The 22,356-nt window shown below is 28.1% G+C and carries 19 protein-coding genes; 15 read left to right on the top strand and 4 right to left on the bottom strand.

Annotated features, from left to right (window positions below):
• Positions 1-51 precede the first annotated feature (51 nt).
• On the bottom strand, positions 52-1,476 hold the full coding sequence (locus ABUA17_RS05875; RefSeq protein WP_055291127.1) for an alanine/glycine:cation symporter family protein: 1,425 nt from the start codon (positions 1,474-1,476) through the stop codon (positions 52-54).
• A 215-nt stretch (positions 1,477-1,691) separates the two neighbouring features.
• Complete coding sequence (locus ABUA17_RS05870; protein WP_042393603.1) at positions 1,692-4,394, bottom strand: transglycosylase domain-containing protein; 2,703 nt, start codon at positions 4,392-4,394, stop codon at positions 1,692-1,694.
• 93 nt (positions 4,395-4,487) lie between these two features.
• On the opposite strand from ABUA17_RS05870, the gene yunB reads away from it, so the two are divergent.
• The 3 genes from yunB to ABUA17_RS05855 all read left to right on the top strand — a co-directional run bounded on the left by yunB (position 4,488) and on the right by ABUA17_RS05855 (position 6,654).
• Positions 4,488-5,162, top strand: a complete 675-nt coding sequence (gene yunB, locus ABUA17_RS05865; RefSeq protein WP_042393605.1) for a sporulation protein YunB — start codon at positions 4,488-4,490, stop codon at positions 5,160-5,162.
• A 185-nt stretch (positions 5,163-5,347) separates the two neighbouring features.
• Complete coding sequence (locus ABUA17_RS05860) at positions 5,348-6,226, top strand: NAD(P)-dependent oxidoreductase (RefSeq protein ID WP_074431740.1); 879 nt, start codon at positions 5,348-5,350, stop codon at positions 6,224-6,226.
• 47 nt (positions 6,227-6,273) lie between these two features.
• A complete protein-coding gene (locus tag ABUA17_RS05855; RefSeq protein WP_042393610.1) occupies positions 6,274-6,654 on the top strand; it encodes a thioesterase family protein in 381 nt (126 codons plus the stop codon).
• 62 nt (positions 6,655-6,716) lie between these two features.
• On the opposite strand, the gene hpt is transcribed toward ABUA17_RS05855, so the two are convergent.
• Complete coding sequence (hpt, locus tag ABUA17_RS05850; protein ID WP_042393614.1) at positions 6,717-7,244, bottom strand: hypoxanthine phosphoribosyltransferase; 528 nt, start codon at positions 7,242-7,244, stop codon at positions 6,717-6,719.
• 340 nt (positions 7,245-7,584) lie between these two features.
• Between hpt and hflX the strand changes: the two genes are divergently transcribed.
• The 12 genes from hflX (at position 7,585) to ABUA17_RS05790 (ending at position 19,523) form a co-directional block, all read left to right on the top strand.
• Positions 7,585-9,381 (top strand): GTPase HflX, encoded by a 1,797-nt coding sequence (hflX, locus tag ABUA17_RS05845; protein WP_042393617.1) that lies wholly within the window; start codon positions 7,585-7,587, stop codon positions 9,379-9,381.
• Positions 9,382-9,699: 318 nt separating this feature from the next.
• Positions 9,700-11,154, top strand: coding sequence for an alpha-amylase (locus ABUA17_RS05840; protein WP_078061260.1), 1,455 nt, complete (start codon positions 9,700-9,702; stop codon positions 11,152-11,154).
• Positions 11,155-11,200: 46 nt separating this feature from the next.
• Entirely contained in the window at positions 11,201-12,283 is a 1,083-nt protein-coding gene (locus ABUA17_RS05835) for a DUF8173 domain-containing protein (RefSeq protein WP_042393621.1), read from the top strand.
• 136 nt (positions 12,284-12,419) lie between these two features.
• Positions 12,420-13,832: a MocR-like pyridoxine biosynthesis transcription factor PdxR gene (pdxR, locus tag ABUA17_RS05830; RefSeq protein WP_042393623.1), complete on the top strand. Its 1,413-nt coding sequence runs from the start codon at positions 12,420-12,422 to the stop codon at positions 13,830-13,832.
• Complete coding sequence (locus tag ABUA17_RS05825; protein WP_042393625.1) at positions 13,820-14,467, top strand: YigZ family protein; 648 nt, start codon at positions 13,820-13,822, stop codon at positions 14,465-14,467. Before pdxR ends, ABUA17_RS05825 begins: the two co-directional genes overlap by 13 nt.
• A gap of 93 nt (positions 14,468-14,560) precedes the next feature.
• Positions 14,561-15,301: a YebC/PmpR family DNA-binding transcriptional regulator gene (locus ABUA17_RS05820; RefSeq protein ID WP_042393627.1), complete on the top strand. Its 741-nt coding sequence runs from the start codon at positions 14,561-14,563 to the stop codon at positions 15,299-15,301.
• A 246-nt stretch (positions 15,302-15,547) separates the two neighbouring features.
• Positions 15,548-15,700 carry a hypothetical protein gene (locus ABUA17_RS05815; protein ID WP_195951244.1) on the top strand — a complete coding sequence of 51 codons (153 nt, stop codon included), beginning with the start codon at positions 15,548-15,550 and terminating at the stop codon, positions 15,698-15,700.
• Between the two features lie 56 nt (positions 15,701-15,756).
• Positions 15,757-16,671, top strand: a complete 915-nt coding sequence (locus ABUA17_RS05810; RefSeq protein WP_195951243.1) for a tyrosine-type recombinase/integrase — start codon at positions 15,757-15,759, stop codon at positions 16,669-16,671.
• Between the two features lie 142 nt (positions 16,672-16,813).
• The gene (locus ABUA17_RS05805; protein ID WP_279325359.1) at positions 16,814-16,939 is read left to right on the top strand and encodes a hypothetical protein; all 126 of its coding nucleotides are present in this window, start codon (positions 16,814-16,816) and stop codon (positions 16,937-16,939) included.
• A 20-nt stretch (positions 16,940-16,959) separates the two neighbouring features.
• On the top strand, positions 16,960-17,511 hold the full coding sequence (locus tag ABUA17_RS05800) for a hypothetical protein (protein ID WP_195951242.1): 552 nt from the start codon (positions 16,960-16,962) through the stop codon (positions 17,509-17,511).
• Between the two features lie 350 nt (positions 17,512-17,861).
• A complete protein-coding gene (locus ABUA17_RS05795) occupies positions 17,862-18,428 on the top strand; it encodes a DUF2441 domain-containing protein (RefSeq protein ID WP_195951241.1) in 567 nt (188 codons plus the stop codon).
• 15 nt (positions 18,429-18,443) lie between these two features.
• A complete protein-coding gene (locus tag ABUA17_RS05790; RefSeq protein ID WP_349817973.1) occupies positions 18,444-19,523 on the top strand; it encodes a hypothetical protein in 1,080 nt (359 codons plus the stop codon).
• A gap of 448 nt (positions 19,524-19,971) precedes the next feature.
• On the opposite strand, the gene ABUA17_RS05785 is transcribed toward ABUA17_RS05790, so the two are convergent.
• On the bottom strand, positions 19,972-22,350 hold the full coding sequence (locus ABUA17_RS05785; RefSeq protein WP_243275937.1) for a DUF362 domain-containing protein: 2,379 nt from the start codon (positions 22,348-22,350) through the stop codon (positions 19,972-19,974).
• Positions 22,351-22,356 lie beyond the last annotated feature (6 nt).

The raw sequence follows: 22,356 nt of genomic DNA, 5'->3' as shown, positions 1-22,356 counted from the left end.
GTAGTTGCTAAAAAAGCTTTATCAAAACTTATGTTTTGATAAAGCTTTTTTTTATGCTATATATTCTTCAGCATCTTCTTGCCATTCTTCAACTTCATCACCAAGTTCTTTTATAGAAGAAGCATAGAATACAGGGTCTTTTCCAGCTTTCTTTTGGGCAATATAATCATTTAATGCAGAGATAGCAATCTTACTTAACATTACTATTGCAATTAAGTTTAAGATAGCCATTAAGCCCATAAATACGTCAGCTAAGTTCCATACTAAATCCATTGATGCAACTGATCCAAATAGAACCATTGCAGCAACTAAGATTCTATAGATATATAAGTATATCTTTTTATCAGAGATAAATTGTATATTAGTTTCACCATAGTAGTAATTACCTATAATTGAACTGAAAGCAAATAATAATATACAGATAGTTATAAATGTTCCACCCCAAGAACCAACTTGAGAAATTAATGCCATTTGAGTAAGTTCTATTCCTTTAACAGATCCATCTAATGGTGCTCCAGATAATAGAATGATAAATGCTGTAGAAGTACAAATGATTAATGTGTCAGTAAATACTCCTAAAGTTTGAATTAAACCTTGTTTTACAGGGTGAGATACTGTAGCAGTAGCTGCAGCATTTGGAGCAGATCCCATACCAGCTTCATTAGAGAATAAACCTCTTTTTATACCTTGTAATAAAGCTGCACCAATACCACCACCAACTACTTGCTTAAATCCAAAAGCACTTTCAAATATAGTTTTAAATAAGTTTGGTATTTCTTTGAAGTTAATTACTATGATGAATAAAGCAATAACTATATAAGCAACAGCCATTATTGGAACTAAAATACTTGAAATTTTGGCTATTCTATTTACTCCACCAAATATTATTATTAATGTTAATGCTGTTAATATAATACCGATTAATAGTTTATTTGAATTGAATGATGAACTAAATGCAGCTGTAATTGTATTAGATTGAACAGAGTTAAATGCAAATCCAAAGCAAACAATAATAAGAACAGAGAATGATACACCCATCCATTTTTTCCTTAATCCCTTTTCCATATAGTATGCTGGGCCACCTCTAAAGCTATCACCATCTTTAACTTTATAGATTTGAGCTAAAGTTGATTCAATGAAAGCTGAAGCTGAACCTATTAGAGCAATAAGCCACATCCAGAAAACAGCACCAGCACCACCTATAGCAATTGCTGAAGCAACTCCAGCTAAGTTACCAGTACCAACTCTTGATGCAGTACCTATACAAAATGCTTGGAATGAAGAGACTTGTCCTTTGCTTTTTTCTTTTGAATTAGTACCTTCGCCAAGTAATTTAAACATTTCTTTAAAGTTAGTAAATTGAACAAATTTAGTTTTAAATGTGAAATATACTCCAATTGCTATAAGCATTGCAATAAGGATATAAGTCCAAATAAAATCATTAATAGATAAGATAAAATCATTTATAAAATCCATATATTTTTCCTCCTTCGTTATGAGATAATTCGCGTTCTTTTTCTATAGTATACAATGAAAAAGGAAAAAATGCAAGAAGACAAAGAGAATTATTCAAAAAAACAGTTTTAAAATATAAAAATGACATAATTGTTAAAAAAAATGAATAAGAGTGCAAGTTGAGATTCAAAAAACTAAAAAAATAAAAGCAGTTCAAGGACTGCCTTTATTTTTTATTAATTAAATATTCCATTTATTATATTTGTTATAGAGTTTCTTTGTACATCTGTATCAGATTCTGGGCTAGTGTTATCATTTGTAGTATCGTTAGTATTATCATTATTACCAATATCCTCATCAGGAGTATTAGTAGTAGCTTTTATTTTAAGTTCTACAGTTTCATCAGACTTAATTTTTTCTGTATATGAAACTAGTGTATATTGTCCTGATGTAATATTACCAGAAACTGAAAGGCCATTGAATGAGTATTTGATTCCTCTGTTATTTAATATAACAATAGCATCTAATAAATCCATATTTGCTCTTAATCCTATTTGAGATAGGTCAATATACTCTTCTGCTTGTGTATCATCTTCTTGAGTTGGTACAACAAAAGGATAATCATCTGCATTTGGATTTGCATTAGGTTTTTTGATAAATACTTTATTTACTAAAAGGCTAGCAGGAGTATTTTCAGTAGCTAGTTTGTTATTTGAGCTATTTACAGCAACGCTAACATGGACGTCACATACTGATTTTGGCTCAGTACCTTTAATAAAATACTCAGTTTTAACCCTGTTACCTCTTTGGTCTTCATAACATAGGTCGGTAGGAGATTTACCAGAATCTTTACAAACCTTTGCTTGAACTAGACCAGAAGGAGCATCGATATCTTTATATTCTAATCCTTCATGAGCTACAGCCATTATTTTACCAAATAAAGATGCAGCACTAGAACTTTTACCACTCATTCTCTTTGGATTATCATATCCAATCCAAACAGATCCAGAATAATATGGAGTTAAGCCAGCGAACCAGAAGTTATCTGAAGAATTAGTTGTACCTGTCTTACCAGCAACAGGAATATCGCTAAATTCTGCACTACTAGAAGAACCTTTTAGAATATCATAAATAATATATGATGTTTGAGGTGAGAATAAATTAATTGTCTCAGGTTCTTTTTCTAATAATACATTACCACTAGCATCTTCTACTCTAGTGTAAAGTATTGGTTCATATCTTACACCGTTATTTCCAAAAGCTCCATATGCTGAAGCTAAAATAGTAGTATTACCACCATCTCTGTTTCCGATTGGTTGTTCAAATTGACCAAGTGCTAATGCAGACATTGTATGAGATTCAGATGCATATTTAAGCCCAGATTTTTCACCATAATCTAGAGCGGTATCTAAACCTAGCATATCAACAGTTTTAATTGAAGTTAGATTTTTTGAATATGTTAATGCTTCTCTTGCAGTAACATATCCAGCCATAGAACCATTAGCGTTTTTAGGAACTACAGATCCAAAATTATATTTTTTTAGTATTTCATCTGAAACTGAAGTATCGTCAAGTGGAGTACCTGCAGTTATTAATTTTGTATCAATGGCAGGTCCATAGACTGTTAATGGTTTAGTAGTTGATCCTATAGATTTTAAGTCAAAATAAGCTCTATTAAGTGAAGTTGGTGGTTGATTTCCACGACCTCCAATAAGTACCTTAACTTGACCGGTTTTATAGTCTATTATTGTAGCTGATGCTTGTAATAATGGAACACCATCACTATCAGTTTCATCAACAGAAGTATCATCTACTTGTAAGTTTGATCTATCATTTAATATTTCTTGTACTGCATTTTGCATTTCAACATTTAGTGTAGTATAAATTTTTAATCCACCGTTTACTAATAATTTTTCTACTTCATCTTCTGTATACTTGTATTTTTCAATTAAGTCTTCTTTTACTTGCTCAACTGCAGGGTATACAAACCATTCATGATTTACTTGAGAGTCAGTATTTAGTTTTTTAAAATTAAAGTTATTAGCTTCAGCATCTGCATAAGCAACATCAAAATCTTCTTGAGAAATATAACCCAATTCAAGCATTTTGCTTAACACTGTTTTAGTTCTGTTAATATATCCATTAGGATAATTTGAAGCACCAGTATTATAAGCACTATAAGTAGTAGGGGCTTGGGTAATACCTGCAATATAAGCACATTCTAGTAATGTAAGGTCTTCTGCATGTTTACCAAAGAAATATCTTGAAGCAGCTTCTACACCATAAATATGACCACTTAAAGGGATAGTGTTTAAATAAGTTCTTATAATTTCTTCTTTGCTTAATTCTTTATCTAATTGAACAGCTAGAACTATTTCTTTTATTTTTCTATTAATTCGATCTATTGAACTAGATTCTGAAGCGGCTTCTGATGATAAAATAGTATTTTTTATTAATTGCTGAGTAATAGTAGAAGCACCATGTATTCCATTTTGTTTACCCAATATTACCATTACATCTCTAGCAGCGGCTCCTAATATTCTCTTGATATCAATTCCACCATGGCTCATAAAACGCTCGTCTTCTATTGCGATATATGCGTTAATTAAATTTTGCGGCATTTCATCATAAGAAATAATATATCTAATTTCAGTTGATGGTAAGTCATCTATAAATTCACCTTTATCATCATATAATACTGATGGTTGATTTAAATTATAAATAGCATTTACATCTAATGAAGGTGTTGTCTTAATTACAGCGACTACATATCCAACGCCTACAACACCGATTAATAATCCTAGAATTAATATTGTAAGGAAAAAGTATTTGAAAAATCTTTTAATTTTCGATGGCTTTTTCTTTAAGCTTTTTTTCGTGTTTTTGGATTTAACTACTTTTTCTTTTGGATTTTTTGATTTATTAGAATCTTTAGCCATTAGTTCCTCCTTTTATTTATATAAAATATAATATTCAATTCAATTATAGCATATTAATTGTAATAGTAAAATAATAACTATTAGGGTGATAGTATGAAGTATTATACAAAGAAACCTAAGTATCATTATAAAATAAATACTAAGCGAAGTAAGTTTCCATATGGATTGTTAATAATTGTTTTGCTAATTATGGTGTTTAATGGAGTTTTTTATATGTTTAGCAAGAGGATATTAGCATCTGTACTTAGTGTTGGAGAAGTTAAGATGAAGTCTGAAGCAGTAAGAATTATAAATGAAGAAAGTGTTAAGGTTTTTTCTGAGGATTTTAATTATGAGGATATTATAAACATAGAAAAAGATAGTGAAGGAAATATAACTATGGTAAGAGCAGATACTGTTAAACAAAATTATTTAGCATCTCAAGTCGTATTAAATTGTGATGAAAAATTATCTGAACTTGGTGATTTGGGGGTTAAAATACCATTAGGGTATTTAACTAATAATATTATGTTTTATAATATAGGACCTAAAATTACAGTGAAAATGCAACAAGTAGGTAATATAACAACATCATATGAATCAGAGTTTGAAAGCGCTGGAATTAACCAAACAAGACATAAAATTTATTTAAATGTAGAAGCGAAAATGAGAATTGTTGTACCGTTTCATAGTGATGAAATAGAAGTTACAACTCAGATTCCAGTTTCTGATACTATAATAGTAGGGAAAATACCAGATACAGCAATAAATATGAATGGATCTAATTAATTTAAAAAAGTGGTGAAAGCCACTTTTTTATTTTTATAAAATATAAATATGTTTAATTATATAAGGTTTACTATGTAAATGGATATAATTTAATTACACTATAACTTCAATGTTTTATTAATTATCTTATTAAATACCAAATTGCTTTAATATAAAGTATGACATATAATTTAAATATAAATAATATGGAAATAAAAAGGAGAATTAAAAATATGAATATAGCATGGATTGGAACAGGCGTTATGGGAAGTTCTATGGCAAAAAACTTAGCAGAAAATGGGTATAATGTTTATGCATTTAGTAGAACACTTTCTAAATGTGAGCCTTTAAAAGAATTTGGGATTACAGTTACTAGTACTATTAAAGAATGTGTAGAAAACGCAGATGTTGTATTTACTATCGTAGGATATCCAAAGGATGTTGAAGAAGTGTATTTAGGGGAAGAAGGCATATTCAAATATGCAAAAGAAGGTACATATTTAATAGATATGACAACTTCATCTCCTTTATTAGCTAAGAAGATATATGATTTAGGTAAGAAATTTAATGTTTTAGATGCACCTGTTTCTGGTGGAGATATTGGAGCAAAAAATGCAACTTTATCAATAATGGTTGGTGGAGACAAAAAAGATTTTGATTCTATGTATAGCTTATTTGAGTGTTTAGGTAAAAATATAATATATCTTGGAGAAATAGGAAGTGGACAAAATTGTAAAGCATGCAATCAAATTGCTATAGCAGGGACAGTTGCGGCTGTAGCTGAATCAATTATTTATGCAAAAAAAGTAGGACTTGATACAAAAACTGTTTTAGATGCTATATCTAAAGGAGCAGCAGGAAGTTGGCAAATGCAAAATAATGGATATAAAATGATTGAAAAAGATTATGCACCAGGATTTTTTAATAAGCATTTTATAAAAGATATGAAAATTGCTAAGGAGGTAATGGATGAAAAGGGAGAAGAGCTTCCTATACTTAACAAAGTACTTGAGATGTATGAAGAATTAGCTAAAGATGGATTTGAGGATATGGGGACTCAAAGTATTATTGAAAAATATTTATAAATAAGGTTTAATAGAAAAATAATATAAACAGTTGAGGAGGACATAAAGTGATTGAAGTAGGAATAATAGGAGAGGCTAAAGATATTGTTAGTGAAAATAATATTGCTAAGACTTTAAGAAGTGGAGAGTTAATGGTATATGCTACTCCTGCAATGATTGCGCTTATGGAAGAGGCAGCTTATAAAAGCATTCAAGGTGAATTAGAAGAAGGAAAAGGTAGTGTTGGAACACTAATGAATGTAAAACATCTTGCTAGTACACCAATTGGAATGAATGTAACTGCAAAAAGTGAATTAATTGAAGTTGATAGAAGAAGGCTTGTATTTAAGGTCGAAGCTTTTGATGAACGTGATAAAATTGGTGAAGGTATCCATGAACGTTTTATAATTGACAATGAAAGTTTTCAAAATAAAACAGATAATAAATAATTTTTATTAAAATAAAAGCTAGTGAAGGCATTGTAATCACTAGCTTTAACTATGTTTATTAATTATTTGCTTTCCCAATTAAATACATAAGGAACATTTCTATAGTAACCTTCGTAGTCTAATCCGTAACCAACTACAAATAAATCTTCTATTTCAAAACAACAATAATCAGGTTTTAAATCAACTTTTCTTCTAGAAGGTTTATCAAGTAAAACACAAGTTTTAACAGATTTAGCACCTAATTTCTTTACATGGTTTATAACAAACTCCATTGTATATCCAGTATCCATGATATCATCAACTATTATTACATCAAGGCCTTCAATATTATCTGGAATATCATTTACAACAGTTACAGTACCAGTACTAGTTTCACCATGACCATAACTAGAAGTTGTCATGAATCCAACTTTTGCTTTTAAATCTAAAGCTTTAAAGATATCAGCTCCAAAAACAAAGCTTCCTCTTAATAAAGGTAATATATAAACTTCCTTACCTTCATAGTCTTTTGTTATTTCTTCACCTAGTTCTTTTACTCTAGCTTTGATTTGTTCTTCAGAGAAAAGAATATTACGTTTTTTATCTTCCATGTTAAAACCCTCCATTACGATATAATTACTATATTATTATATGAAAAAAACTATTCTAATAATCAGATATTAAAAAGAAACTAAAAAATATATATCTTTTTAGACAATATTTTTAATAATAATATAAATTTTAACAAGTTTTTATACGTTTTGCAACTCAAAATTTGATAACTATTAAAGGATAGAATTATTTACATTTAAATTAGAATAAGATAAAATATAGTGAAATATGGAATTGAATAAAATTTCATGAAAAATTATATGTTTACATATCATAGGGCAAAATATTAATGAGTTTGTTAAAGTGATATATAAACAATGTTTAAATTGAGGTGAAAATATGATATATGGAAATATAGATGGAGTAAAAAAATCTGCTATAGAAGAATTAGATAGATTATATAAAGTAAAATGCCCGAAGGATGAAGTTTGCTCAAGGGAAATAATCGAAGTTATTTCTAGAGTATCAGCATTTATTGAAAGAGAAGTAAGTGTTGCTATTGATAGAAGGGGAAACATAAAATCTATAGCCATTGGTGATTCAACATCTGTTGAAATTGAAGCTTTAGATATTCGTGAAAAGAGATTAGCAGGAGTAAGAATTATTCATACACATCCAAATGGAATGAGTAATTTGTCTGCACTAGATATAAGTGCATTAATTAAATTAAAGCTGGATGCTATTGTAGCAATTGGAATTTATGAAGATAAAATTTTAGATTGCTCATTAGGAATGCTTACAGTTACAGATGATAAATTAGATTATGAGGAAATTGGTAATATATCTTTAGAGGAAATTACAAAAATTCATATTTTAAATAAAATAAGCTATATTGATTCTTTAGTAAAAGAAAAAGAAATAATTGAAGATGATGAAGAAAAGGCAATCTTAGTTGGTTCTGATACAAGAGAAAGTTTAGAAGAACTTAAGGAATTAACAAAAGCTTGTGATATACCAGTGCTAGAAAGTGTATATCAAAGCAGAAGTAAAATTGATGCAGCATTTTATATTGGAAGAGGAAAGGTTCTTGAAATTGCCCAATTAAGACAAAAGTTAAGAGCTAATGTAGTTATTTTTGATGATGAATTATCAGGATCACAGGTAAGAAACTTAGAAGCTGCAATTGGAGCTAAAGTAATTGATAGAACAACGCTTATACTAGAAATATTTGCAAGAAGAGCAAAGTCTAGAGAAGCTAAGATTCAAGTTGAACTTGCTCAGTTAAAATATAGAATGAGTAGACTTCAAGGTTTAGGTACTATAATGTCAAGAACTGGTGGAGGTATTGGTACTAAAGGACCTGGTGAAAAGAAGTTAGAAACTGATAGAAGACATATAAAAGAACAAATATATGATTTAAATGATGAATTAAAGAAAATCAAAAAGATAAGAGAAACTCAAAGGGAGAAAAGAAATAAGGAAAGTATCCCAAAGGTATCTTTAGTTGGATATACAAATGCAGGAAAATCAACATTAAGAAATGCTCTTTGTGATGTAGCAGCTCAAAAGGAAGTTGTAGGCAAAGAAAAAGTCTTTGAAGCAGATATGTTGTTTGCTACATTAGATATAACTACTAGAGCAATAGTTCTTAAAAATAAGGGAGTAATTACGTTAACTGATACAGTTGGTTTTGTAAGAAAACTTCCTCATGATTTAGTAGAGGCATTTAAATCAACATTAGAAGAAGTTATATATTCTGATCTTTTATGTCATGTTGTTGATACATCAAGCGACACAGCTTTAGAGCAAATTAGAGCAGTTGAAGAAGTTTTAGCTGAATTAGGAGCTAAGGATAAGAAAACATTATTAGTTTTAAATAAAATTGATAAGGCTACAGAAGAGCAGATAGAAGCAATTAAAGAAGCAACTGCAGAATATGATACAATAGAAATTTCAGCAAGAGAAGGTATTAATTTAGAAGAATTATTAATGCTTATTGAAGAAAATCTTCCTTATAAAATGAAGAAGTGTGAGTATTTAATACCATACGATAGAAGTGACATGAATTCTTTTCTTCATAGAAATGGAAGAGTTTTAGAAGAAGAATATAGAGATGATGGTACTTTTATGATTGTTGAAGTTGATGACGAAAGTTATAATAAATCAAAGGATTACATCATAAATATAATAATGTAATAGTTAATAAGAGATTACTTAAGATTAAAAGATTCTTAGTTTTAGTATAAGTGTCCATAAATAGGAGTTCAATAATATACTAAAGATGAGGTGAGATTATCCATGTTTGTAACAATGAGATAAATAAATTTTAAGTAGTCTCTTTTTAACATAGGTCCTAATATTGTTATTTTAAAAATATTAATTATTTTAATAGTACTAAATTTCAAAAATCCATTCATAGGTACTTAAAGGAATAATTAATATTTAACAATATTAGGGCCATCTTTTATATTAATTAATTTTATAATGAAGTTAGTAAATTATGGAGGGTTTTACATGTTTAATGGAACTATGATGCAATATTTTGAGTGGTTCTTACTGCCAAAATGTAAATTGTGGAATGAAGCATTAAATGAAGCAGAAAATTTGAGAGAGTTAGGAATAACTGCATTATGGCTTCCGCCTGCATATAAAGGTATTGGTGGAATATATGATGTTGGATATGGGGCATATGACTTATATGATTTAGGAGAGTTTAATCAAAAGGGAACAGTTGAAACAAAGTATGGAAGTAAGGATGAATATCTACAGGCCATTAAAAAGTTAAAAGAAAATAATATTCAATGCTATGCTGATATTGTTGTAAATCATAAAATGGGTGGAGATGATGTTGAAGAAGTTGAAGCAAGTGAAGAGGAGTTTTTTAATAGGAATATACCAGTTAGTGGAGCAAAAATTATTAAAGCTTGGACAAGGTTTAATTTCCCGGGAAGAAATAATAAGTATTCGTCTTTTAAATGGGATTGGAGTGATTTTGATGGAATTGATTATGATGATAAAACAAAAAGAAATAGTATATATAAGTTTTTAAGCAAAGAATGGAATAAGTATGTTGATAATGAAAATGGAAATTATGACTATTTAATGGGCGCAGATTTAGATTTTTCAAATAGAGAGGTTATAGAAGAATTAAAATCTTGGGGCAAATGGTATTTAGAGTTTACTGGTGTTGATGGATTTCGATTAGATGCAGTTAAACATATTAGTTATGATTTTTTTGTTAATTGGCTTACGTATTTAAGAAAAGAAAGTGGAAAAGAATTATTTGCTGTGGGTGAATATTGGCATTCAAATGTAGATGTTTTATTAAATTATATAAAAAATACTAAAAATGTAATGTCCTTATTTGATGTCCCTTTACATTTTAATTTTTATGAGGCCTCAAGGAGTAATGGGGATTTTGATATGAGAAATATTTTTAAAGGAACACTTGTCGAGAGAAATTCAACAAAGGCAGTAACATTTGTTGATAATCATGATACGCAAATAGGTAGTTCTTTGCAATCTTGGGTAGAACCTTGGTTTAAGCCAATTGCATATTCACTAATATTATTAAGAATTGAAGGATATCCTTGTGTATTTTATGGAGATTATTATGGGATTCCAAGTTCTGCGTATTATGGAATTGGAAAATGTTTGGATATTTTATTGAAGATTAGGAAAAACTTAAGTTATGGAGAACAGCATGATTATTTTAATGATAAAAATTTAATTGGATGGACCAGAGAGGGAATAGATGAGGTTGAAAACTCAGGATTGGCAGTTTTGCTTACTAATAGATTAGGTGGAGAAAAGAAAATGTATATTAGTAAAAAATATGCCGGTGAAAAGTTTATTGATGCACTAGGGGGAAGTGATGAAGAAGTTTTAATTGATAATGATGGATATGGTAATTTTAAAGTTAAAAATGGAAGTGTAGCAGTTTGGATTATGAAGAAATTTACATTATAGTATGATATACTATAATGTATAGGAAAATTTAGGAGGTAAATTATTAATGAGGGTAAATTTAAAACGCTTTATACTATTTGCTATTGGATTTTTATTAGTAAGCAGTTTTTCATTTAGTGTTTATGCAGATACTTTAGATAGCGCATCAAATAAGTTTTTTACAAATAATAATATTAATGAAACATTAGATGCACAATCTGACGTATATGCAATAGGAAATAATCTAAAGTTTGCAGGGAAGGTTGAAGCAGATATTCTTGCAGCTGGAAATAACATTACTATTGAAACAGAAAGTGTAGGGGGAAGTATTAGAGTTGCTGGAGCAACAATATTAATTAATTCAAATGTAGAAAGAAATATAAATGCTGCCGCAGCTAGTGTTGAAATAAAAGAGGGAACAAAAGCAAAAGGTATATATGTAGCAAGTGGAGATGTAAATTTTAATGGAGAAGCAGAAGATTTATTTGTTAATGCTGATACAGTTACAATAAATGGAACAGTTACTGGTAACGTAAAAGTTAATTGTAGCAAATTAATAATTGGTGAAAATGCAAGGGTAGATGGAACATTTGAAGTAAGAGGAGAAGAAGAACCTATTATATTAGGGGATTTTGATAGTAGTAAAATTACCTTTGATAAAATAATCACTGATTATGACAATGAAAGTTTATTTGCTGGAATTAATATTGCAGGGAAAATTATAAGTCTTATAACTGCAATAATTTTTTGTATATTAATAACTTTATTTTGTAGTAGGTATAACAATAGAGCTTGTGAAAAACTAGAGCATAGAGGTTGGTTACCATTCTTAATTGGATTTGCAACTTTAATTGTTTTACCGATAGCTGCAGTTTTATTATGTATTACAATTGTTGGAATTCCTATTTCTGTAATAAGTTTAATTATTTATGGAATACTTATATATTTAGCACCAGTGTTTACAGGTATAATACTTGGTAGATTTATATTAAAAAATATGAATGAATATCTTTCAGCAATTATATTTACTTTAATTGTAAAGATAATTACATTTATACCTTATGTTGGTGGGATTTCACTATTCATTTGTGTTTTACTATCATTAGGTGTATTTATTCAAAATACATTTGAGGCTATTAATGATAAATAGTTAGTTAAGTTAAATAGTTGGTTGTATCAGATAAGTTTACATTTTGATACAACCTTTTTATTTGACCTAGGATATTAAATTTTTTATAATAAATTGTATGAGTACGATTTGAGGTATTAATTTATTGGGGGATAATATGGAAAAGTATAGTATTGATTTTAATGATTATGAACCTAAATATGTTCAAATAGCAGAAAATATTAAAAAATTGATTAATTCTAGAATTATTAAAGATGGAGATAAACTTCCTCCTATAAGAGAATTATCTAAAGCTTTAAAGGTTAATAATGTAACAGTGGTAAATTGTTATAATAAGCTTGTTTCTGAAGGCTATGCATATCAAAAGATGGGGTCAGGAACATTTGCAAAAAAGAGAGAAATTGTAGATTATTTTAAGAAAGAGTATTCTAAGGAAATAAAGTTGATAAAAAATAAATATGATAGCAATATTATAGATTTTACTGGAGAAAGTTCAAGAATAGTTAATTTCCCAATAAATAAATTTAAAAAAGTTATTAATGAAGTTTTAGATAGAGATGGAGCAGAAGCTTTGATTAAAGAAGAAGCTTTTGGATATTCACAGTTAAGAAGCACAATTAATGAAGTATTTTGGGATAATTCTTTAAATGTTGAAGATTTATTAATTGTATCAGGGGCTCAGCAAGGAATAGATATTGCATCTAAGGCCATTTTAAATATTAATGATAATGTTATTGTTGAAAAGCCAACTTATGCTGGTGCATTATCTGTATTTAAGTTTAGAAGAGCTAATGTATTTGAAATACCAATTGAGGAAGATGGTATAAATATTAAAAAATTTGAAGAAGTCCTTAAGAAAAATAAAATAAAATGTTTCTATACTATGAGTTATTTTCAAAATCCAACAGGTATTAGTTATAGTAAAGAAAAAAAACTTAAAATTTTAGAGTTAGCTAATAAATATGATTTTTATATAATAGAAGATGATTATTTATCAGAATTAATATTTGATGAGAATATAAAGCATGAACCTTTCAGAGTTTTAGATACTAATGATAGGGTTATTTATATAAAGAGTTTTTCGAAAATATTTTTGCCTGGAATAAGACTTGGTTATATAATATGTCCAGAGGAATTTAGAGAAAGTATTCAAAATTCTAAAATTAATACAGATATAGCAACATCTACACTAATGCAAAGAGCATTAGAGATGTATATTAAAGAAGGCTATTGGATTGGATATATAGATGATTTAAAAAATGGTTATATAAAAAGATATGAATTAATGAAAAAGCTATTAAATGAAAAACTTAAGGATTATGTAGCATTTATGGATCCAAGGGGAGGATTAAGTTTTTATTTAAATATAAAAAATAAAAATATACAATCAAAAGAATTATTTTATAAATTAAAGGAAAAAGGTGTTTATATTACTCCAGGAACAATATTTTATAGGGGATTAAATTTGGGAGAAAGTTATTTTAAGATAGGCTTTTCTCAAGTTAATGAAGATGAAATATTAAGGGGAATTGACATTATTAAGGAGGAATTACAACAGTGGCATATATAACGATTAGGGAATATGGTGAAGATAGTTTTATCGAAAAAAAATCAGAGTTTATTGGATATGCTAAAAGGGTAGAAAATGAGGAAGAAGCAAAAGCTTTCGTAGCAGAAATAAAGTCAAAGCATAAACAAGCAAGACATAATTGCTGGGCATATGTTATAGGCGAAAATATGGGAATACAAAGATATAGTGATGATGGAGAACCACAAGGAACAGCAGGTATTCCAATATTAGAGGTTATGAAGAAGTCTGATATAACAGATTGTGCAGTAGTTGTAACAAGATATTTTGGTGGAATATTACTTGGTGCAGGGGGGCTTACTAGGGCATATACAAAAGGAGCATCTATAGCATTAAAAGCCGGTGGAGTTGTTGAGAAAGTTCAAGGTGTAAAAGTATCTCTACATTTAGATTATGATATGATAGGTAAAGTACAGTATTTCTGTGGTCAAAACAATTGGCATATTGAAGATACTGAATATACTGATAAGGTTATAGTTCATATTTTGGCAGAAGTTTCAGTTGCAGATGAAATTGAAAAAGAAGCAATTGAAGCAAGTAATGGAAAGATTATTGTTGAAAAGAGTGAAAAAGATATTTATTTTAAGGAAGAAAATAGATTATTTAAAATTTTATAATTCATATATTTACACAAAAATTGTTTAATATTTTTCATTATGATATAATAAAAAAGATTTTTAGATTATTTTAAGATTTAGGAGGATGAAATAATGTCAGGACATTCAAAATGGCATAATATACAAAACAAAAAAGGTAAAGCAGATGCTAAAAGAGGGAAGATCTTTACTAAGATAGGTAGAGAGTTAATGATAGCTGTTAAAAATGGAGGACCAGATCCTGATAACAACCCTAAATTAAGAGATGCAATAGCAAAAGCAAAGGCAGCTAATATGCCAAATGATACAGTACAAAGATCAATAAAGAAAGCTTCAGGAGAGTTATCAGCAGTTGATTATGAAAGAATCGTTTATGAAGGATATGGACCATCAGGAGTTGCTGTTATTGTTGATACTTTAACTGATAATAAGAATAGATCAGCAGGAAATGTAAGAAGTGCTTTCACTAAAGGTGGTGGAAACATGGGAACTACAGGATGTGTAGGATTTATGTTCCAAGAAAAAGGTGAAATTGTTATAGAAAAGGGAGACCTTGATGAAGAAGAATTAATGATGATGGCATTAGATGCTGGAGCTGAAGACTTCAATAGTGATGAAGAAGAAGTATTCATAATCACAACTGCACCAGAAGATTTTGGTACAGTAAGAGAAGCTTTAGAAGCTGAAGGATTAGAATTCTTAGAAGCAGCAGTTAAAATGATTCCAGATACATATACTGAAATTGATGAAGATGCAGCTAAGAAATTCCAAAAGATGTTAGATTTACTTGAAGATGATGATGACGTTCAAGAAGTTTACCACAATGCTGAATTCCCAGAAGGATGGGATGAGTAATACTGTTAAATGCAGTAATAGTCAGTGTTATCAGTGTTTTTACAATATGTTTTACAGAAGGTAAAAGTAATATGAAGTAGGAAAAAAGCCTCTTCATTATGATAAATGTTAACAGAAAGCATAGTTTTGACTATGATGTTCATTTAGAAGCTACTTTTCAAAGCAGATTAGCAGATAATTTGTTATGAATAGTGCTTCTTTTTTATTGCTTAAAAACATATAAGTTAATATGGGGGTGTATTAAGTATGAGTAGAAAATCAACAGTTACAAAGGTTTGTCAACACTGTAAAATTGAAAAAAGCTTATCAGATTTCCATAGAAACAGAACAAAGACTGATGGACATAATGGAATATGTAAAGTTTGTCAGGCTGAGATAGATAAAAAGAATAAGCAATAATTTAATTAGTCACTATTCATAATTTTATTTAATTATGAAAGGTGGCTTTTTTATTTATGTTAGTAGAAGATATTGTAAAGGAATTTATTTTTGAGTTACAGGTGCAAAATTATACACCTAGAACAATAAAGGGGTATAAGAACAATATTTTAAAGTTCATGGAATACTGTAAACAAGAATTTGAAGTTTTTGAATTAGAGGAAATAAATCATATTCATATTAAAAAGTATTTTCAGTATTTATTAAGTAAAGGAAGAAGTTCTGTTTATGTAAATAATATATTAAAGAACATAAGGGCATTTTTTAAGTATTGCTATAAGGAAGAATATATAAACAGAAATATAGCTTTAAAGGTTGAATGGCAAAGAGAAAAAAGAACAGTAATTAAGACATTTAATGATGATGAAGTACAGGGGATGCTAGGGGTGTACAGCTATAAGAATTATCTTGAAACAAGGAATAAATGTATAATGGCAGTTTTATTTGATACAGGTATTAGAAACCTTGAACTTTGTACACTAGGTATATTAGATATAAAGGATACTGTTATTTATATTAAAGGTAAAGGAAGAAAAGAAAGAGTTGTTCCTATAAGTCCAATGCTTAAAAAGATAATGATAAAATATGAGAGGGCAAGAGAAGAATACATTAAAGATAGTATTATAAAAGATGATGCTTACTTTTTATCATATAGAGGAAAAAGAATGACAGGTGAAGCAGTTGAGAGAATAGTAAAGCTTTGTGGTAAGGAAGCTAAAATAAGAAGTGAAATAAGATGTTCCCCACATACTTGTAGACATTATTTTGCACAAGCACAATTAAGAAATGGATTAGATGTTTATTCATTAAGCAGATTATTAGGTCATGAAGATATAAGTATAACAAAAAGATACTTACAGGGATTAGAAGATAAAAATATTATTGAAATAAGTATTAAAACAAGTCCATTAATGAATTTGAGAATTAAATAAAATGTTAGTTAGGCAATGAATTAAGTTTCATTGTCTTTTTTTATGTCACAAATTTATAGGAGTAAGGAACTTAGCTTTATGTAAAAGGTAGTCACAGTTATTTAAGGACCTTGAACCTAAATGTATGTAGGAGGTGAAAGATATGAAGTTGGTTCATGTAATTGATATAGAAAATGAAATAATATTAGATATTTATTTTATTGATGAAGTAACAGGAAAGAAAGTTGATTATTCAGTAGAAGAATTTAGAAAAAGTATAAAACAGTAAATAGGGTGGAGGATTTGTAAATGAAAAAGGTGTTGTATTTAGAACAGGGTGAAAAATATAGTGATAAACAAGAAAGGTATTTTATGGTTCCTAATTGGTTACTTGATGAAGGTGAATATATTGAATTAGATATTTATGAAAGAATGGCATTAATATATATTATTAGATTAGTTAATAAAAAGGATAATAGCCAAAGAAAAGGTGATTTATTTTTCTTATCATCAGAGCAGTTAGCAAAGATAGGTAAATTTTCAAACTCAAAAGCAAAGCAAGTATTAAAAAAGCTACAGGAACATGGGTATATTAAAAAAATAAGAACAGGAAATAATTTAATTGGTAAAGCTAATACATATAAAGTGATGAACTTACAACCAAGATATGTAGAAGGAAAAGAAGTAGATTTAAGTGAAGTAGAACATAAATTATTAGAAGAAGATTTTAATGAATTATTATATAGGTGCAAGGGTGTTGCTTATTATTATTCTGATGAAGAAAAATATTCACATAGAAAAGCATTACCATTATTAATTGATTATGATAGTGGTAAAGTAGGATGTTTTGTTGATGGTTAAATAATTTTAACAATGGTATATGAGGGTGTTTGGGTATTAAATTATTGATAATTATTAGAACACATTGTAATTTAAATGGTTACCATATGTACTCTATAAAGAACATATATTAAAGAACATAAATAAAGAAATAATTAATTAAGAAGTATTTGCATTAATTTCATTAATGACAACACAATATAGATGTTTGCTTTATTAATTATGAAACATAATGCAACAGAATAAAATTGTATAACTAAGAAAAGTGAGAGTATAGCAATGTTTAATGAATGTAATAAAATTAATATGTTGCATATCAAAATGGAAAAAATTATAATGTAAATAAAAGTAAAGATATTAAAGGGGGAAATATGAAGTTATATCATATGGCAAAAAAGGGATTATTAAAGGAAAATCAGATATTAGAATCAAAAAGTATTAATGATATAAAGTGTATGGATGATTATACTACTTCTTTGTTACAAGAATACTTTAATAAGTCTTTTAGTAAAGGGGTATGTGTTCATGGTGAACATTATTTTGCTATAGGTGGTGCATTTACATATATTCATCCAGTAACAGAATTAATATTAGAAAAAGGTAGACAAGCAATAGATAAGAATTTACCTTCAAGGGCAAATGCTATTTTTGCAATTGATAATTTAGATAAATTTAATCAATTATGTTCTTTAATGAATATTAATATAAGTGATTATGATATTTGGGAAGTTGAAGCAGAAAACATCTTTAAGGCTGATATGTTTTTAGTAGATACAATTCAGAAATTGGTAATAGAGAATCAATCTATGCTTGTTGCATCAATGTTAACTGATTATTATTGGCAAGGAAAGGCATTAAAAGAATTTCTGAAAAATGATGAAAGTTTTTGGGAATATATTTTAGAACCACCTGTTAAAATTATTCAAAAGATAGAGTAAATAAATTTTAAATAGTTGGAGGAATTATATGGTTTATATGGGGAAAATATTAAGTTAGGATATGCTCATAAAGTAATTAATCAAGATAGGTTTATTTATCCAATACTTGGATTAAAATTAGATAAAAATAGTATTTTAAAAGTAGGGTATGTTGACTTTGTTGATAGTAATTATTTGTTCAATAATATAATTGATAAGGAATTACAAAGTGATTTTTTATTTATAAATGAATTTAATAAAGTGACAACATTTGCTGTTATTGATTTGAGGAAGTATAATAATTATAAAAATATATGCAAGGATGGCAATAATTCATTAGCATTACAAATTTTAAAACAAACAATTGGGGCATTATATTTAGCAATATATAGTAAACAAAAAAGCCCAGATTGTGAAAGAAAAATAGTTATAAGTAATAAGGCAATACTTGAAGTTGAAGAAGGTTTAAACTCTTATATGTCTATATATAATGGAAAATATATGATATGTCCTAATATTGTAAGTGAAGAATTAGTAGCAAAAAATATAGATTATGATATGGACAGTATAAAAGATGTATTAGAAATATTAAAAAAAGATTTTAAATATAAAACTGATTATGAAAAAAAGATTTGTAAGACATTAGAGATTATTTATTCAATATATAATGAGGGGTATTCTTCAGAAAGAGTTATTAAATGGGCAATTGCTTTAAACTATATTTTTAGAGAAAATGATGAGCATGAATTTGATAGTACATATATTGGAAGAAAGTTAAGGATAATTTTCAATGTAATAGATAAAAAAGAAATATATCAAAACTTGCCAAAGTATATATTTAAGGAACCTAAAAAAACTAGGAAAATAAGTGGTATTGTTATTAGTGTTTATAAAAGTGTAAGAAATGATTTGATGCATGGAAAAATAGATTTTTACACAGAATATGGAATTTGTAATGTAGAAGAATTACTTATCCTTAAAGTTACAGTACATGAATTATTAAAATTTATGACTAAAGATGAATATATAAAGAAGTTCAAAAATATTAAGGAATTTAGTGAATTTATTGAAGCCAAGGAAGCTGAAAACATAAGAATTAGAAAGCAAAATAAATAAATATTGTATCAAAGTAATATTTACATAATATAGTTACTATTATATAATGATTATGTTTTTACTGATGTTTTCAGTTAAGGTAACTGTTAATATGCTTTGAAGTAAAAAGTAGTAATAAACCTAGTAGAACAGTAAAATAATTGGTAAGTGATGATGACGTTCAAGAAGTTTACCACAATGCTGAATTCCCAGAAGGATGGGATGAATAGGACTTTTAAGTAAATTTAGTAGTTCTAGAAATGGGTGAAAACTGAATTGACTATGGAATACATAATGAAAACCATAGTACTTTCGATATTAAATACCTTTTGTTTTTACTGATGTAATAGCAAAAGGTATTTTTATTTCAAATATGAAAATGGAGAAGGAGGTTTATCTCAATTAAAAAAGTATAAACCTTCTTTAGCTTTAAAATAGCATTTAAAAAAAGTATTTTATATAAAAGATATTACCAAATTTCATTAAATTCAGTTGTAAAAATTAATTTTGGATCGTTTGTTTCTACTGTATTTGGTATAGGTTTTCTATTCATTTTCCCAAATCCAATAGGTATATAGAAAGTAAAAGGTAGAGGTTTTATTCCAGATTTTAAGTCATTAAAATAATTTAATAAAGCATTTGTAGAACTGGTGTAATGGCTATTATTTAATACAATATCACAATATTTAAATATTGAACCATATGCTGAGTATTCAGAAATTGTTTCAGTTGTTGTGCCTCCATATATAGTTGACATATTATAAATATATTCAGCCGTTTTAAAGCTTGGCCAATAGCCTTTGCCATATACCATATTATGAAAAAACAGATCATGGTTCAGTTCTTTATTATTACTTAATTTAAATGCTTCATAAAGTTGCATAGTAAGAATTTTCATTTTTAAAAAATCATGTCCGTCAGCATTCCATTTAGAGTTAGAATATTTAAGCCATAATAATGATCTTAGATAGGTTGCTTTTAAGTCAGCATACTTTTCAAAAGCAGAAATATCAGAAGTATTTGATATTACTTCAATAAGTGAATTTTCAAAGCCAGTACCTCTTTCATTATAATCAATTATTCCATCATGATTTTCATCAAATCCAGCAAGTAATTCTTTATATAAATTACTATGGAATAAAGTATCATTAGATTTGGCATAGCTTAGTATAGTTGGTTGTAAGCTATGAAGTATAGAATTAGAATTATAGTAAAGTGTTTTTGTTAATAATTCATTCATATTATTATTACTAAGAGATATAAGGTGACCATGATAAGAGGCAAGTTTAGTATTATTTGTGAGATCTACTCCCTTTATATAATATGAACAGGAACCTATACCTCTTTTTTCAGCATCATTGTAAAGATAGTATCTAAAGAGTGGAGAATCAACCCAAAGTGTAGATACTATTTGTTGTTTTTTAATTTTGGCTATAGGGACATCATGAATGAATTCAGTTGGGAAGTGGTATTCTTTTTTTAGTTTTTTTGACTCCAACATTGGGAGGGTATTGAAACAATAACGAGCGCAAAAAGTATCAAGTGCTACGCAATCTAAAGAGGCCCAAATAAAACCTTCAGGAATAGGTTGTGCCTCAGTAGGAACAGCATGAACAACATTTACTATATTAATATTATCAGAAATATTAACAATTAATATTCCTTGACTTTGCACAGCTTTAATAATATCACATTGTGTTCCAGAGAATCCGGCAGTGCGTTTTATAATATACCTTCCATATTTATCTCGCATAGGGAGATGAGTATTCCCATCTATTTTCATAATTAATGGAGAGTGTGGAACTAAACTTCTATAGCTCGGTATTTTAGTGTTTTGAGATCCATAAAGCCAATTTGTATCAGATGGGTTTTCAGTTACTGCACATTGAAGTGGATAAAGTCCGAGTCCAAGATTTTTAAGTGCATTAGTAATTAAATCTTGAGCATGAAGTTTCATGGTAGGAACATTAATTAAAACACAACAAGGATAAAGTTTTATATCTTCTAAATCTGAACTATTTCCGCCAACAATAACCTTATGCAAAACAATTTCAGAATAATTTTGACCATCAGGAATATCAATAGTTCGCCCTCTAGATCTATCTATTTGTAATTGGTTAATATCATAAATCATCATTTTATTAATAGCTTCACCAGGAGAAAGGTAAATACCTTTACAGCTTTCCTCGTAACCATTCATTGGATTATCATCTTCATCACTAGTACAGTGATAAGATAAATATTTACGAGCAAAATAAAATCCCCATCCGCCATAAAAGTTATCATCATCACCATAAAAATCATGAGATCGTCCTTCAAATATTGCTTCATTAGTTATTGTATGCTTAGTATACTTACTATATTGAACACCATAAAGCTCAATGCTGCAGCCACCTTCTGCAATAGCCATATGAGAGTAATGGATATTAGCATAATCGTGGAACCAGCGCATAATGGCAGCAATTATACTCCAATTTGTATTTAAATAAATCATTAAGCCAGCACCGTGAGTAGTAGGATCAATACATATAGGAGAAATTAAATTAGGTTTGAATATTAATAGCTTATTATTAGATATATCTTCTTTAACTTTCAGTATAAAATTTGTTTCTTCATCTAATTTAGCTAGCATTATGGAAACAGCAGAATATATATAATTAATTCTATTTTGAATTTGTTGCCAACTTTCATTATCTTCTTCATTAGAATCTATATATTCTTTTAGTAAATCTGGAATATCTGTATAAGCGTTGTTAACATTTAATCTTATACCAGTGATTGAAGAGCCGTATTTATCCATATCAGCAATGTTTATATTGACTAGAATTTCTTTATTAATTATATTCATAATAAT

Source organism: Clostridium sp. RTP31139st1_H3_RTP31139_211217 (genome assembly GCF_040227035.1).
In the GTDB taxonomy this organism is placed as follows: domain Bacteria; phylum Bacillota; class Clostridia; order Clostridiales; family Clostridiaceae; genus Clostridium; species Clostridium saudiense.
Note: the sequence above shows the minus strand (reverse complement) of the source record. Positions and strands in the feature narration are given on the sequence as shown.

Excerpts from the sequence above, each read along its gene's own strand:
- yunB (WP_042393605.1), top strand. The coding sequence starts at position 4,488 with ATGAAGTATTATACAAAGAAACCTAAGTATCATTATAAAATAAATACT.
- ABUA17_RS05870 (WP_042393603.1), bottom strand. The coding sequence starts at position 4,394 with ATGGCTAAAGATTCTAATAAATCAAAAAATCCAAAAGAAAAAGTAGTT.
- ABUA17_RS05820 (WP_042393627.1), top strand. The coding sequence starts at position 14,561 with ATGTCAGGACATTCAAAATGGCATAATATACAAAACAAAAAAGGTAAA.
- ABUA17_RS05875 (WP_055291127.1), bottom strand. The coding sequence starts at position 1,476 with ATGGATTTTATAAATGATTTTATCTTATCTATTAATGATTTTATTTGG.
- ABUA17_RS05835 (WP_042393621.1), top strand. The coding sequence starts at position 11,201 with ATGAGGGTAAATTTAAAACGCTTTATACTATTTGCTATTGGATTTTTA.
- ABUA17_RS05860 (WP_074431740.1), top strand. The coding sequence starts at position 5,348 with ATGGAAATAAAAAGGAGAATTAAAAATATGAATATAGCATGGATTGGA.
- ABUA17_RS05800 (WP_195951242.1), top strand. The coding sequence starts at position 16,960 with ATGAAAAAGGTGTTGTATTTAGAACAGGGTGAAAAATATAGTGATAAA.
- ABUA17_RS05815 (WP_195951244.1), top strand. The coding sequence starts at position 15,548 with ATGAGTAGAAAATCAACAGTTACAAAGGTTTGTCAACACTGTAAAATT.
- hpt (WP_042393614.1), bottom strand. The coding sequence starts at position 7,244 with ATGGAAGATAAAAAACGTAATATTCTTTTCTCTGAAGAACAAATCAAA.
- pdxR (WP_042393623.1), top strand. The coding sequence starts at position 12,420 with ATGGAAAAGTATAGTATTGATTTTAATGATTATGAACCTAAATATGTT.
- ABUA17_RS05785 (WP_243275937.1), bottom strand. The coding sequence starts at position 22,350 with ATGAATATAATTAATAAAGAAATTCTAGTCAATATAAACATTGCTGAT.
- ABUA17_RS05795 (WP_195951241.1), top strand. The coding sequence starts at position 17,862 with ATGAAGTTATATCATATGGCAAAAAAGGGATTATTAAAGGAAAATCAG.
- hflX (WP_042393617.1), top strand. The coding sequence starts at position 7,585 with ATGATATATGGAAATATAGATGGAGTAAAAAAATCTGCTATAGAAGAA.
- ABUA17_RS05840 (WP_078061260.1), top strand. The coding sequence starts at position 9,700 with ATGTTTAATGGAACTATGATGCAATATTTTGAGTGGTTCTTACTGCCA.
- ABUA17_RS05805 (WP_279325359.1), top strand. The coding sequence starts at position 16,814 with ATGAAGTTGGTTCATGTAATTGATATAGAAAATGAAATAATATTAGAT.
- ABUA17_RS05810 (WP_195951243.1), top strand. The coding sequence starts at position 15,757 with ATGTTAGTAGAAGATATTGTAAAGGAATTTATTTTTGAGTTACAGGTG.